Source organism: Streptomyces sp. NPDC048718 (genome assembly GCF_043198875.1).
Lineage (GTDB): Bacteria > Actinomycetota > Actinomycetes > Streptomycetales > Streptomycetaceae > Streptomyces.
Window position 1 is genome coordinate 212,918 of sequence record NZ_JBICVG010000001.1, and the last position, 13,369, is coordinate 226,286.

Consider the following 13,369-nt stretch of genomic DNA (forward strand, 5'->3'; position numbering starts at 1 on the left):
CCCGGACTCAGTCGATGTGGACGATCTGGAACGCCTCCGCCATCCGGCCCGCCGGCAGGCCGCCCGCCACCGCGTGTTCGGTGAGCCAGTCGCGCAACAGGCCGGCCAGGTCGTCGAAGTGGGCCGTCTGCGAGGTGTGGATGCGCAGGGCCTCGACCTTGCGGTCGAAGACGGGGGTGACGTCCACGTACTGGTTCGGGGTCGGCCCGGTCATCAGCCACAACTCGTGGACGATCCAGGGTTCCAGGCCCTCCTGCTTGAGCAGTTCGGGGTGGGCGAAGGGGTTGCGGGCCTCGGGGTAGATGGCGCGCAGGGAAGCGTCGCCGACGGCGCGGTGGTCGGGGTGGAGGTCGGCGACGCGGGCCCAGTTGATCTCGGGGGACGGGATGATCATGCGCTGCGGCCGCACCTCGCGGATCACCCGGCACAGATCGCGGCGCAGGTCGACGCTCGCCTCCACGAAGCTGTCGCGGTAGCCGAGGAAGCGGACGTCGGCGACGCCGCTCGCCTTCGCGGAGTGCACCTGTTCGGCGCGGCGCAGGTCGGCCATGGCCTGGCGGGGCAGTCGGGGGTCGTAACCGCCGGCGTCGCCGTCGGTCACGATGCAATACGTGACCCGGGTGCCCCGGGCGATCCACTGCATGACGGTGCCGCTCACGCAGAACTCGATGTCGTCGGGGTGGGCTGCCACCACCAGCAGGGACTCGGGTGCGGAACGGATCGTCGGGTCGAGCGCGAAGTCCTCCATGAGGCCAGCCTGTTGGGGCCCCGGAGGCCTCGCAAGGTCATCTCGCTGGCGTGAACCGGACATGGCACTTACGCGCCATCCAAAAAGTTGGTACATTCAAATTATTGGTTCGACGCGTGAGTGTGGGAACGGAACAGAGATCCGGAGGCGACCGGCATGTGCAGGATCCTCGGCTCCTTCGCCGCGGGGGCGGACCGCCCGGACCCGGCCGAACTCGCGGCGGTCTCCGGCCGCCAGCGGCACGGTGGTCCGGACGAGCATCACATCCTCAGTGGCCCCGGCTGGTCGCTCGGCTGCGACCGGCTCGCGGTCACCGACCCGTGCGGCGGGCGCCAGCCCTACCGACTGCCGCACCTCCCCGGCATCCTCGCCGTCCTCAACGGCGAGATCTACAACCACGATTCACTGCGTCGCGCGCTCGTCGCCCGCGGCCACCGCTTCCCCGACCGGTGTGACGGCACCCTGCTGCCCGCGCTGTACGCGGAGTACGGGCCTGCTTTCGCTGAGCACTTGGACGGCATGTTCGCGGTCGCCGTCCTCGATCTGCGTCCCGGCCGCACTCAACTGGTCCTGGCCGTCGACGACATGGGGATGAAGCCGGTCCACGTCCATCACGATCCGCAGGGCGGCTCCACCCGCTTCGCCTCCGAGATCCCCGCGCTGCTCGCCTTCGAGGGCGTGCGGATCGCCCCGCGCGAGGACGCGCTCGACAGCGTGCTCGCCACCCGTACCCCGTACACCGCGCAGACCGCCCTCGACGGCATCACCGTCCTGCCGCCCGGCGCGACGGCCGTCGTACGGCCCGGCCGCACGCCCGTCGTCCGGCGCCGCGCCCCGCACACCGCGCCCCGGCCGGTCGGCGACACCCAGGACGTCCTGCGGCACGAGGTACGCCGGCTCGCCACCGCCGACATGCCGGTGTGCGTGGTCACGAGCGGCGGTCTCGACTCCGGTCTGGTCACGGCGCTCGCCGCCGAGTACGCCCGCGAGATGGACGCCCCGCCGCTGCACTCCTTCCATCTCACCTACCGGGGAAAGTGGCCCGACTCCGAGGCCGTGTACGCCCGTTCGGTGGCCCGCCGGGCCCGTACGGTGCACCACGAGGTGGTCGTCGCCCCCTCCGAGATCCCGTCGCTGCTGACCCGGACCGTGCGCCACCTCGGGCAGCCGAACGCGGACCCGATCGCGCTCTCCACGTATGCCCTCTTCCGGGCCGTCCGGCAGAGCGGCTTCACGGTCGCGCTGACCGGGGACGGGGCGGACGAACTCTTCGGTGGGTACGACCGGATGCGGTCGGCCGTCGCCGCGCCGCCCGGCCTCGACTGGGCGGGCGCCTACGCGGACGCGCTGTCGGCGGCGCCCCGGCTGCTGCGTGAGCACCTGTACACCCCGGGGTACGCCGCCTACATCGCCGAACAGGGCTCGGCGGCCGACCGGATCGAGCAGGAACTGCGGTCGGCGGAGGCGGCGGGGACCGACCGGGTCGCGGCGGCGAGCGCGTTCGAGACCCGGTGGCGGCTGCCCGCCTATCACCTGCGGCGCGTCGACCATCTGTCGATGGCGTGGGCGGTGGAGGCGCGGATGCCGTTCTGCCAGCCGTCCGTCGTCGCGCACGCGCGGGAGCTGCCCGCCGAGGCGCGGTACGGGAAGCGGGCCCTGTACGAGGCCGGCGCGGACCTGCTGCCGGCTTCGGTGCGCAGCCGGCCGAAGCAGCCGTTCACGTTGCCCATCGCCGCCATGATCGCGCCCGGCGGGCCGCTCCTCGAACCGGTACGCGAACTCCTGTCGCCCGCCCGCCTCGTGCTCGGCGGCAAGGTGCGCGCGGACCGGGTCCAGCGGCTCCTCGAACGGCACCTGGCCCGCCCGAACCAGCACGCCGCGCTCACCCTGTGGGCGCTGGCCGTCCACGAGCTGTGGACGGAGGTCGTGCAGGGCATGCGGATCCCGGTGGGCTGTGCGGCCTGAGTCCGAGGCCGCAGGCCCGCCCCCTCGATCCGGCTGCTGTCACCCCGGGGACTTAAGCTGCGGCGGTGTCGGCTCTCGCGGTGTCGCCGCACGCGTATGTGTGCGCACACACGGCGGGTCGGCCGAGGTGAAATGCGCGATCGAATGAACTGGGGGGATGCGGGTGTTCACCGCATATACGAAGAATCGTCGGCTCCGGCGGGGGGCCGGCGTCCTGCTGGCCGCCGCCACGTGCGTCGCCGTCGTCTCCGGCTGTGGGGGCGAAGGCGGCGACAAGGCAGCCGAGGGCGCCAAGGGCGGCACCGATGGCAAGACGGCCGCCCCGTCCGCGAGCGGACCGGCCTCGCCGTCGGCGGAGGAGTCGCCGAGGACGACGCCCGCGCCCACGAAGAAGGCCGAGCCGACCACGGTGCTCACGCTCAAGGGGACCGGAGTCAAGGAAACGGGCGAGTTCACGGTCGGAGACGACTGGGCGGTGTCCTACACCTACGACTGCGCCCGGACGATGGGCGCGGTCGACGGAAAGGGCAACTTCATCATCTTCGAGAAGGCCTCCGGCAAGGAGAACAAGCTCGTCAACGAGATGGGGAAGTCCGGCGAGAAGAGCGTGGCGCAGCACGGGGCGGGCACGCGGCGGTTCCACATCATCAGCGAGTGCGACTGGACCGTGAAGGTCACCGGCTAGGGTCCGCCTTCTGGATCAAGAGGATCAGGCGGATCAGGCGGATCAGGCGGATCAGTGAGCGGGGGCCGGACCGCGTTCGGCAGGCTCTTCGGGCCTGCCGGGCGCCCCGGCCCTCTTGGTCCTCCCGTTCCTCCTGGCTCCCCTGGGCCCGGCTCTTCCGGCCTTCCTCGTCGCAACGGCAAGTGAGTGATCGGCGGTTGTATGGAAGAGACCGGACCAGTGGCCGCCGGTGCCACGGCGGTGCGTGAGCGGGGGACCGTCCGCAGGGCGGTCGCCCGGCCTTCCCGAAGGCCCTCCCTCGGGTCCTCCCCGGGGTACGTCCGTGCGTACGTCGTCCGCGCCGACGACGCCCCCGGGCCCACCCTCGTCCTGCCCCTCGACCACCTCCCCGCCGGCGCCCTCGCCCTGACCGGCGAGCTGGCCGGGCTGCGCGGGGCGCTCGCCCGCACCCCGTACCGCGACCTCAACAAGATCGCGGTGTACGGGAGTTCCGCGCACCCCGGCGCGGACCTGGACTACCGGTTCGTGCAGGCCCTGCCCGACGGAAGCTTCGACTTCCGGACCGGTTGCGGACACTCGCTCCTCGCCTGCGTCGTCGCGGATCAGGAGGTGCGGCAGGTGCGGCAGTACGGCCCGGCTGCCCCCGGCTCCCGCCCCGGCCCCGTCACCGTGCGCGCCCTGACGACCGGCGACACGATCCGCGTCCTCCCGCAGGGTGCCACCGGGGCTCCGTTGGACGTGCTCCCGCAGGGCGGGGCCGCCGGGGCCCCGCCGGACGGCTCGTACACCCTGGACTTCCTGCGCCCGCCCACCGCCCCCGGCACGCTCCCCACCGGCCGCCCGGTCGACGTGATCGACGGGGTGCCGGTGTCGATCGTGCGCTACGGCAATCCGTACGTGTTCGTGGACGCCCGCCACCTCCCGCCCGCCGACCCGCCGCGCCGCGCCCGCATGCTCCAACTCCGGGCCCAAGCCGCCCGCTTGCTCGGCTATGCACCCTGGTCCCCGCTCTCTCCGCTGCCCAAGATCGCCGCCTTCTCCCGTACCCCCGACGGCACCGGCCTGGCCGTCCGCGCGCTCACCGTCGGCGGCTGGCATCCGCGGCTCGCGCTCACCGGGGCGGCGGCGCTCGCCGCCGCAGGGGCGCTGGCCGGGACGGTCGTGCCGGGGCCCGTCGGGGCCGTCACGACGCCCGGCGGCCCGGTCAGGGTGTCGGCCGCGCCCGACCGCGTACGGGTGCACGACAAGCGGGCCCGCCCGATCGCCCGGCTCGACCTGCCCTGGCGTATCCACGCAACGGCGTGAACGCGCACCCATGAGGCCACTGTTGATCCTGATTCCTCTGTCAGGCTGGCATGCGACCGGCGACGCCAGCCCGACCACCGGCAACGTCCGGCATCCGGCATCCGATTCCGTGGATCCATGATCCGTGGGGGGAGATCAGGCACCCATGTCATTCGAGAATCTGCGGGTCGTCGTGACCGGGGCGTCCCGTTACTTCGGCCGCTCGCTCGCCATCGGATTCGCCCATCTCGGGGCCGAGGTCTACGTCTCGGCGCGGACGGTCGAAGCCGCCGAACGGACGCGCACGGAAGTCATGGGTTCGGCCCGCGACCGCATCCACGCGTTCGGCTGCGACTTGAGCCGGCCCGCCGAGATCCGGGAGTTCGCCGCCCAGGTCGGCGAACACACCGACCACGTCGACCTGTTGGTCAACAACGGCGCCCGCTGGCTCGACGGCATGGACCTGGAGTCCGCCAGCGACGAGTCGATCGTCGAGACCATCGAGTCGACGGCCGGCGGCACCGTCCTCATGGTCAAGCACTTCCTGCCGCTGCTGCGCCGCTCGGCGCGGCCGGACATCGTCAACATGGTCGCGGTGCGGGACGCCGAGGGGGCGTCCGCCGCCACCGCGTCCGTCGCACACGAGGCCTTCTGGACGGCGAAGTCGGCCCAGGCGGGCTTCGCCGACATCCTCTCCCGCCGGCTGCGGCCGAGCGGTGTGCGGGTGTTCTCGCTCTACCCGCCCGATTTCTCCACCTCCGATCCGCGTTTCGCGGAATGGGAGGGCGTGAAGACGGACGGCCTGGCGCCCGACGAAAAGCTGACCACGCAGGCGCTCTTCGAGTGCGTCGTCTACGCCGTCGAGCAGCCACGCGACTGTTTCATCCGCTCCTTCCACTTCGAACCTCGCTGAAGCACCACCGCACGCCAGCGTCAAGGAGGTCCCATGAACACCCCCGTATGGATCACCGCGACCCCTCCGGCCACCCACGGCGAACTGCACATCGGCCACCTCGCCGGCCCGTACGTCGCGGCCGACGTCCTCACCCGTTTCCTGCGCGCGGACGGCGAGGCCGTCCGGTTCACGACCGGCACCGCCGACCACGCCGGCTCCGTCGAGGTCCGCGCGCTGCGCCACCACCGCAAGCCCGAGGAGGTCGCCGAGGGCTACCGCGCGGCGATGGTCGCGGACTGGCAGCGCGCCGGAGTCGAGTTCGACCACATCGTCGGACCGCGCAAGGACAGAGGCTACGAACGCTGGGTGCGGGACCTGTTCAGCCGGCTGTACGCGCGGGGGGTGATCGCGCCGCGCACCCGGCTCCTGCCGTACTGCGAACCGTGCGAGCGCTGGCTGCACGGTGCCCACGCCACCGGCACCTGCCCGCACTGCGGCGCGGTCAGCGACGCCGGCATGTGCCACGAGTGCGCGCGCCCCAACGACGGCGGCGACCTGCTCGCGCCGCGCTGCGCGACCTGCGACACCCCGGCCGTGGCGAAGCGCTGCCGCCGGCTCTACATCCCGCTGGAGCCGTTCCGCGACCAGCTGTCGAGCTACTGGGACATGGTCGAACTCCCGCCTCGGCTCGCCGCGTTGTGCGAGTCGCTGGTGGAGGACGGACTGCCGGACATCGCGGTCGGCCACCCGGCGAGCTGGGGGTTGCCAGTCCCCGTCGAGGGCTTCCCGGAGCACCGGATCGACGCCTGCTTCGAGACCGCCGCGATGCACCTCTTCGGCTACGACGTCACCGGCCCGCTGCCGCGCCGCGCCCTGCACTTCTCCGGCTTCGGGCACTCCTTCTGTCACGCCGTCCTGCTGCCGGTGCTCCTGCTGGCCCAAGACGTCAAATTACCGCAGGAGTTCGACGTCAACGAGTCGTACGTGGTGGAGGAGGGCATCGGCGAGGGCCGCGTGTGGGCGCTCGACCTGCTCACCGAGTACGGCTCCGACAGCCTGCGCCGCCATGTCCTCCAGACCCGCCCGCACGGCCGGCGCACGGTCTTCCAGCGTGACCGGCTCGTCGCCGCCCGCCAGGAGCTCGACGAGAACTGGAACGGCTGGCTGGGCCGGCTGTTCGCCGCCGTCCGCGAGGAGTGCGACGGGCGCGCCCCGCAGGCGCTGCCCGGCGGCACCGGCTGGCACGTTCTGGAACGGCGGCTGCGCCGAGGGATCGAGGACCTGCGCGAGGCGTACGGCCCGGACGCCTTCGACCCGAGGCGCGCGGTCGCGATCCTCGACGAGATGGTCCGCTCGGTGGCCGACTTCGGCTACGTCAACGCGCACGAACGCTGCCGGCCGACGACCGACTGTGGTCATCACCGGGCGCTCGCCGCTCAGTTGGCGGTCGCCTCGGCCCTCGCGGCCTGGGCGCGGCCGGTGATGCCGGAGGGCGCGGACCGGTTGGCCGCGGCGCTCCAGGCGGAGCCGGGACGGCCGGTGGACTGGTCGTCGCTGCTGCCGCCGGCGGCGGGGACGCGGCTCGCGCCGCCGTCGGGGCCGGTCTTCGGGTTCTAGCCGGTCCTTTACGCGGGTGCCGACTTCTAAGCCGCTAAGAAGTCGCGTACTTCGAACCCACCGGAGCGGCGCCACGACGCACGACACGTACCGCACCAAAGGCACCCACCACACCGCGGCCTCGGGCCTCGGGTCCGGGCCTCGGGGGAAGAGCCGCCCCCGGGGTCCGCCCCAATCCCCACCCGTACGTCCGCGCATCCCCCGTACCGCCCGTACCTCCTGCCCCACCCGCACCTCCCCCGTATCTTCCCCGTACCGCCCGTACTCGACCCGTACCGCCCGTACCTCCTGCCCCACCCGCACCTCCTGTTCCGCCGTCCGCACACCGCCGCCGGTCCCCACCCGTCGCGCGTCCGCCCGCCCCGCGCGGTGCCGCGCGACCCTCCCCACAGGAGTTCCCGTGTCCCCGCTCCCTCTGCGCGTCGCCATGCTCAGCGTCCACACCTCCCCGCTGCACCAGCCCGGTACCGGCGACGCCGGGGGGATGAACGTCTACATGGTCGAGCTGTCCCGGGCTCTTGCCGCCCACGGCGTCGAGGTCGACCTTTTCACCCGCTGCCGGGGCGAGGGGCTGCCCGGTCTCGTGGACCTCGCCCCCGGTGTACGGGTGCGGCATCTGGAGGCCGGGCCGCGCGAGGAGCTGCCCAAGGAGGCGATGCCCGACCTGGTGGTGGAGTTCTCGATGGCGCTGCTCAAGGAGCGGCGCCGCTACGATCTGGTGCACTCGCACTACTGGCTGTCCGGGCAGGCGGGGCGGATCGCCGCCTTCGGCTGGGACGTCCCGCTGGTGCACACCGCGCACACCCTCGCCCTCGTGAAGAACGCCAGCCTCGCCGCCGGCGACACCCCCGAGCCGGAGGCGCGGATCCACGGCGAGCGGCTGGTCACCGGCGACGCCGACCGGCTGATCGCCAACACGGACGACGAGGCCGACGCGCTGCGGCTGCTGTACGGCGCGGACCCGGCGCGTACGGAGGTGGTACGGCCGGGCGTGGCGCTCGACACCTTCTCGCCGGCCGACGGGCGGCGCGCGGCGCGGGCCCGGCTCGGGCTGCCGGAAGACGCGTTCATCCCGCTGTACGCGGGGCGGATCCAGCCGCTGAAGGGGCCCGACATCCTGGTGCGGGCGATCGACGAGCTGTTGCGGATGGCCCCTGACCTGCGCCGGAGGCTGATCGTGCCGGTGGTGGGCGGCCACTCGGGGGCGAGCCGGGCGGGGGAGATCGGGCGGCTCGCCGAGGAGCTGGACGTCGCCGATGTCCTGCTGCCGTGCCCGCCGGTGCCGCAGGCCCGGCTCGCGGACTGGTACCGGGCGGCGGACGTCCTGGTGGTGCCCTCGCGCTCGGAGTCGTTCGGCCTGGTGGCGGCGGAGGCGCAGGCGTGCGGGACGCCGGTGCTCGCGGCCGGGGTGGGCGGGCTGTCGACGGCGGTGTGGGACGGGGTGACGGGGATGCTGGTACGGGGCCACGACCCGGTGGAGTACGCGCGCCGGCTGCTGTGGCTGGCCCGCAATCCGCAGGCGGTACGGACGATGGGGGACGCGGCGGTGCGGCACGCGTCGGGGATGAGCTGGCGCACCTCGGCCGCGCGGACGGTCGAGGTCTACGAGCGGACGCTGGCGGGACGACGGGAGTGGTACGCGCGGGGGGTGGGGCAAGGGCGGCGGCACGCCCCTGCCCCGCCGGCCTCTCTCTCCTGGAGGAACGAGAAGACCGTGGTGCGAGCCTAGCACCTCTTTTGGTCTAGCCAAAGGTTGGAGGGGGATCGGGTTGTGCTGGATTCCCTTCGGGGGGAGAGGTGTTGGGGCGCTGAGGTCGATCGGTCGTCGTACCGCAGTCGCGTGATGGCGGTACGACTGCGGTACGGCTGCGGTACGGCCACTCCGTGGCCCGGTCGCCTTTGTCGCGATCGGGCCGGGGCGTATTCCTCTCGGCGGGTCCGGCAACTGGCCGACTGGCATATTCGATTCGCGGCGATGAGGGTGATGAGGAGAGCGGAAAGGGCTTATTCATAAGCGAGTTCGCGGGGAAGTCCGGCGCTGTTCTCAGTCGATCCAGCCCATGCGGACGGCCCGCACGCCCGCCTCGAATCGGGTCGACGCGCCCAGTTCCTGCATGAGATCGGAGAGGATCCGGCTCACCGTGCGCAGGGAGACCCCGAGACCTCGGGCGATCTTCTCGTCCTTCATGCCGGAGGCGAGCATGCGCAGCGCCGCCCGCTGCTGTTCCGAGAGGCCGTCGCCGCCCCGGTCGGGAGTCCCCGTGACCCCGAACGGCGTCGCCGCGTGCCAGCAGTACTCGTACAGGTGGAGGAGCGAGCGGACCAGAAGCGGGCCGCGGGCCAGGATCGCGCCCTCGCGGGGCGCCTCGGGGTGCAGTGGTACGAGCGCGAACTGCTCGTCGGCGATGACCATGTTCATCGGGATGACCGGCGCTATCCGCACCTCCACGCCCAACCGGGCCCGCTCCCTGAGGACTTCGGCGATGTGCGGCCGGGTCGCGTCCTCGGCCTCGTACATCACCCGGATCCGCACCCCGTGCTCCCGGCGCCGCCGGTCCCGCTCCAGGAGTCGCTCCGGTACCTCCCGGCTGGGCCCGGCCGGGTGCATCGAGCAGGCGTGTTCCCGGGTGGTGTCGGTGAAGTCCTCCAGCGTCTGCTGGATACGGCGGTAGTCGGTGATCACCTCGAAGACCGTCTCGCGACGGTGCCGCGCGCCGTTCTTCAGGAAGTCGCCCGCCAGGGTCTCCAGCGCGCCGTAGGCCCGGTCGGCCTCCGCCAAGTGCGCGCGCAGCCGCTCCCGTTCGCGGTCGAGCAGCCGGAGCACGGCGATCTCCGGGTCGACGGCGGCCACCGTGTCCGCGTCCGGCCGCCACGCGGCGTCGCGCAGATCGCTGATCGGAGCGTGCGCGCTGCCCGTCGGCACGATGAGCCCGAGGGAGATCAGTTCCGCCCGGCACCGCTCGTACTCCGCCGGGGAGATCCCCGCCTGGGCGCAGGCCTCGGCGAATCCCGACACCCCGCGCGTTCGTAACTCCTGGTAGAGGGTGACGAGTCGCTGGTCGTCCCGGTTCCGTGTGCCGCCGTCCGTCACGTTCATGGAGTGGTCCCCCTCGCCCCTCGTGGTTGTTCCGGCCCTCGCGACGGCCGCCGTCGCCGTCGCCGTCGCCGTCGCCGTTGCCGTCGGCCGGCCGGAGCGCGCCCTGGGCGGATCCGGACCGTCAGGCTAATCCTTGGGTGGGGCGGGGGAGTCCTCCGGGAGGGGTGGACGGGACCCGTCATCCGGGTCCCGTCAATCTGGCCCTGGTACTCCTCGACGACTTTCCCAACTTCCCTCATTTGTCGTCGCATTGACGCACTCGCGCCATGGCGGGACCACGCATCGCTATTCTCTGGATCGGGTAGTGGAGCGTCGACAGAATTGGGAGGCCTTCAGGGAGAGTCCGGCGGCACGGACCCCCGAAGGAAGGCGCATTCACACCCCCACTCCTGGAGGAAACATGTCAGTCGAGTACGTATTCGGACCCCGCCGGGCCGCTCGCCGGTTCGCCGGCGCACCGATGGCCCCCTCGGCCGTCGTGAGGCATCCGGCCCTGGTCAACCGCAGTGGCGGGGTGCGCGCCGGGACGCGCGCCGGGGTGCGGCGGCAGTCCGGCGAGGGGGACGACTGGCCGGCCCCGCAGGCCGCGGTCGCGCTTCGCGCCGGCTGACGTATCCCTTCGGCCGCTCAAGCCGCTCAAGGAAGGAATTCCCCGCGATCATTCCATCGTGATCGCGGGGAATTCGTATGTCCGCGCACCCCTTCGCTTTCTTTCCGGGGTGGATGAATGGGCTTTTGTGTAAAGGGTGTTCAGTCGAGCCAGCCCAGGCGCACCGCGCGCACCCCGGCCTCGAAGCGGCTGCCGGCCCCGAGTTCCTGCATGACCTCGGAGATCAGCCGGCTGACTGTGCGCAGCGAGACCCCGAGGTGGCGGGCGATCCGTTCGTCCTTCATGCCGTCGGCGAGCAGACGCAGCGCGTTCCGCTGCTGCCCCGAGAGGCCGTCCCCGCCCCGTTCCGGCGCCACGTCGTCCCCGAACGGCGCCGCCGTGTGCCAGCAGTGCTCGTAGAGGCTCAGGAACCCCCGCACCAGCACGGGCCCACTGGCCAGGATCGCCCCCTCGCCCGGCGCGTCCGGCCGGAGCGGGAGCAGCGCGTACTGGTCGTCGGCGATCACCATCGTGAGCGGCAGCTCCGGCGCCACCCGGACCTCCACACCCAGCTCCGCCCGCCGGTTGAGGACGTCAGCCGACTCCGGAAGGGTGGCGTCCCGGCTGCGGTAGATGGCGCGGATCCGCATCCCCTGGTCCAGCTTGCGGCGGTCGCGCCGAAGGATCCGCTCGGGGTCCTGCCGGGCCGGGCCGGTCGGATACATCGAGCAGGAGTTTTGCTGGGTGGCGTCGATGATGTCCTCCAACGCCTGCTGGATGCGGCGGTAGTCGGTGATCGCCTCGACCTGGATCGGGGCACCGGCCAGCGACCCCGGCCGCAGCAGGGTCGCCGCCAGCGTCTCCAGGGTGCTGTACGCCCGGTCCGCTTCCGCCAGATGCTCCCGGAGCCGCGCCCGCTCCCGGTCGATGGCGCGCAGGAGCGCGATCTCGGGACCGACCGAGGCGACCGTGTCGGTGTCCGGCCGCAACGCGGCGTCCTGGGGCGCCGGGTGGGCCGCGTGGGTCCCCGAGGTGGGGACGATCAGCCCGAGGGTGACCAGTTCGGCGCGCGAGCGCTCGTACTCCTCGGGCGTGAACCCGAACGAGGTCGCCACCTCCGCGAAGTCCGACACCCCGCGCCGGCGCAATTCTTGGTAGAGGGGCACCAGACGGCGGTCCGCCCCGCCGGCGCCCGTGCCCTCACCCGTCGTACTCGTGGCACTCATGGCGATGCTCCCCCGCTCGTCGTCGATCCGGTCCGGATATCGAAACCGTCAGGTTACGCGGAGGACAAGGCCAGTTGCGTGGGGTGAGGTGAGGTACGGGTGTGGATTCCGGTACGGGGGAGGGTGGGGGTGCGGGGGCGGGGGTCGGTGTGGACCGTGGGCGTGGGGCCGGGGGCGGGGGCGGGGTGGATGGCGTGGGGGCGCGGAGGGCGGTCAGGCGGACTGGTCGGCCGGCTCGCCGTCCAGCAGGCCGAGTCGCGCCGCCTTCACTCCCGCCTCGAAGCGGCTGGCGGCGCCCAGCTCCTGCATGACCTCGGAGATCAGCCGGCTGACCGTGCGCAGCGAGACCCCGAGATTGCGGGCCACCTGCTCGTCCTTCACCCCGGAGGCCAGCATCCGCAGCGCGGCCCGCTGCTGCTCGGTGAGCCCGTCGCCGCCGGTCTCCAGCGGCTCCTCCTCGCCGTACGGGGTGGCCGCCTGCCAGCAGTACGCGTACAGGGCGCGGTAGGAACGGACCAGGCCCGGCCCCCGGGCCAGGATCGCCGCCGACTCCGGATCGCGCGGATCGGTCGGCAGCAGCGCGAAGCTCTCGTCGGCGAGCACCATGTTCATCGGGACGACCGGCGACAGCCGGATCTCCACGCCGAGCGCCGAGCGTTCCGCCAGGTGCTGACTCATCTCGGGTACTTGGGCGACCCGGTGGCTGTACATCGCCTGGATGGCGACGCCGCGTTCGATCTGTTCGTGGTCGCGGTCCAGCTCGTACGCCATCTCCTCGCGCCGTACCGACCCCGTCAGCATCGACTGGACGGAGTTCCGTACGGACGTCGTCACCTCCGCCAGCTCGCGGCGTACCCGGGCCGGATCGTCGACGATCTCCACCGCGACCTCGGTGGCCGGCTCCAGACCGGCCCGCAGGAACGGTCCTGCCAGGGTCTCCAGTGTGGTCTGGGCGCGGCTGGTCTCGGCGAGCCGGTTCTCCAGGCGGTCACGCTCGTGCTGGAGCAGCCGCAGCAGGGCCACATCCGGGGGGACCACGGTGGGGGTGGTCGCGGAGGCGGTCGGGCCGGCGGGGGTGGGCGCGGGGGTGGGAGCGCTCGGGGCGGCCTGTTCGATCAGGCCCAGGGCCACCAACTCCGCGCGGCAGTGCTCCCGTTCGGCCTCCGTCAGCTCCAGCCGGGCGGCGGCGCCGTCGAATGTCTCACCCGGGGTGCCGCGGAGCTCCTGGTAGAGAGCGAGGGCCTGGTCGTCACCCATGCGTGC

12 protein-coding genes are annotated in these 13,369 nt (G+C 72.5%); 8 read left to right on the top strand and 4 right to left on the bottom strand.

Annotated elements, in window-relative coordinates; genetic code table 11:
- Nucleotides 1–7: 7 nt before the first annotated feature.
- Entirely contained in the window at nt 8–748 is a 741-nt protein-coding gene (locus tag ACGFRB_RS01040) for a PIG-L deacetylase family protein (RefSeq protein ID WP_363002165.1), read from the bottom strand.
- A 156-nt stretch (nt 749–904) separates the two neighbouring features.
- On the opposite strand from ACGFRB_RS01040, the gene asnB reads away from it, so the two are divergent.
- From asnB to mshA, 6 genes are all read left to right on the top strand, one after another.
- The gene (gene asnB / locus ACGFRB_RS01045) at nt 905–2,713 is read left to right on the top strand and encodes an asparagine synthase (glutamine-hydrolyzing) (protein ID WP_393237325.1); all 1,809 of its coding nucleotides are present in this window, start codon (nt 905–907) and stop codon (nt 2,711–2,713) included.
- 157 nt (nt 2,714–2,870) lie between these two features.
- Nucleotides 2,871–3,398, top strand: a complete 528-nt coding sequence (locus ACGFRB_RS01050; protein WP_393237328.1) for a hypothetical protein — start codon at nt 2,871–2,873, stop codon at nt 3,396–3,398.
- Nucleotides 3,399–3,599: 201 nt separating this feature from the next.
- Entirely contained in the window at nt 3,600–4,703 is a 1,104-nt protein-coding gene (locus tag ACGFRB_RS01055; RefSeq protein WP_393237331.1) for a PrpF domain-containing protein, read from the top strand.
- Nucleotides 4,704–4,848: 145 nt separating this feature from the next.
- A complete protein-coding gene (locus tag ACGFRB_RS01060) occupies nt 4,849–5,595 on the top strand; it encodes an SDR family oxidoreductase (protein WP_361226470.1) in 747 nt (248 codons plus the stop codon).
- A gap of 33 nt (nt 5,596–5,628) precedes the next feature.
- Nucleotides 5,629–7,194: a class I tRNA ligase family protein gene (locus ACGFRB_RS01065; protein WP_363002173.1), complete on the top strand. Its 1,566-nt coding sequence runs from the start codon at nt 5,629–5,631 to the stop codon at nt 7,192–7,194.
- Nucleotides 7,195–7,621: 427 nt separating this feature from the next.
- A complete protein-coding gene (mshA, locus tag ACGFRB_RS01070; RefSeq protein WP_393238185.1) occupies nt 7,622–8,923 on the top strand; it encodes a D-inositol-3-phosphate glycosyltransferase in 1,302 nt (433 codons plus the stop codon).
- 315 nt (nt 8,924–9,238) lie between these two features.
- On the opposite strand, the gene ACGFRB_RS01075 is transcribed toward mshA, so the two are convergent.
- Nucleotides 9,239–10,291 (bottom strand): LuxR C-terminal-related transcriptional regulator, encoded by a 1,053-nt coding sequence (locus ACGFRB_RS01075; protein WP_393237335.1) that lies wholly within the window; start codon nt 10,289–10,291, stop codon nt 9,239–9,241.
- Between ACGFRB_RS01075 and ACGFRB_RS01080 the strand changes: the two genes are divergently transcribed.
- Complete coding sequence (locus ACGFRB_RS01080; RefSeq protein ID WP_393237338.1) at nt 10,290–10,421, top strand: hypothetical protein; 132 nt, start codon at nt 10,290–10,292, stop codon at nt 10,419–10,421. The genes ACGFRB_RS01075 and ACGFRB_RS01080 overlap by 2 nt on opposite strands.
- Nucleotides 10,422–10,691: 270 nt before the next feature.
- Nucleotides 10,692–10,901: a hypothetical protein gene (locus ACGFRB_RS01085; protein ID WP_393237340.1), complete on the top strand. Its 210-nt coding sequence runs from the start codon at nt 10,692–10,694 to the stop codon at nt 10,899–10,901.
- Between the two features lie 140 nt (nt 10,902–11,041).
- On the opposite strand, the gene ACGFRB_RS01090 is transcribed toward ACGFRB_RS01085, so the two are convergent.
- Together ACGFRB_RS01090 and ACGFRB_RS01095 are read right to left on the bottom strand one after the other, a co-directional pair.
- Nucleotides 11,042–12,106, bottom strand: a complete 1,065-nt coding sequence (locus ACGFRB_RS01090) for a helix-turn-helix domain-containing protein (RefSeq protein WP_393237343.1) — start codon at nt 12,104–12,106, stop codon at nt 11,042–11,044.
- Nucleotides 12,107–12,319: 213 nt separating this feature from the next.
- On the bottom strand, nt 12,320–13,363 hold the full coding sequence (locus ACGFRB_RS01095) for a LuxR C-terminal-related transcriptional regulator (protein WP_393237346.1): 1,044 nt from the start codon (nt 13,361–13,363) through the stop codon (nt 12,320–12,322).
- Nucleotides 13,364–13,369 lie beyond the last annotated feature (6 nt).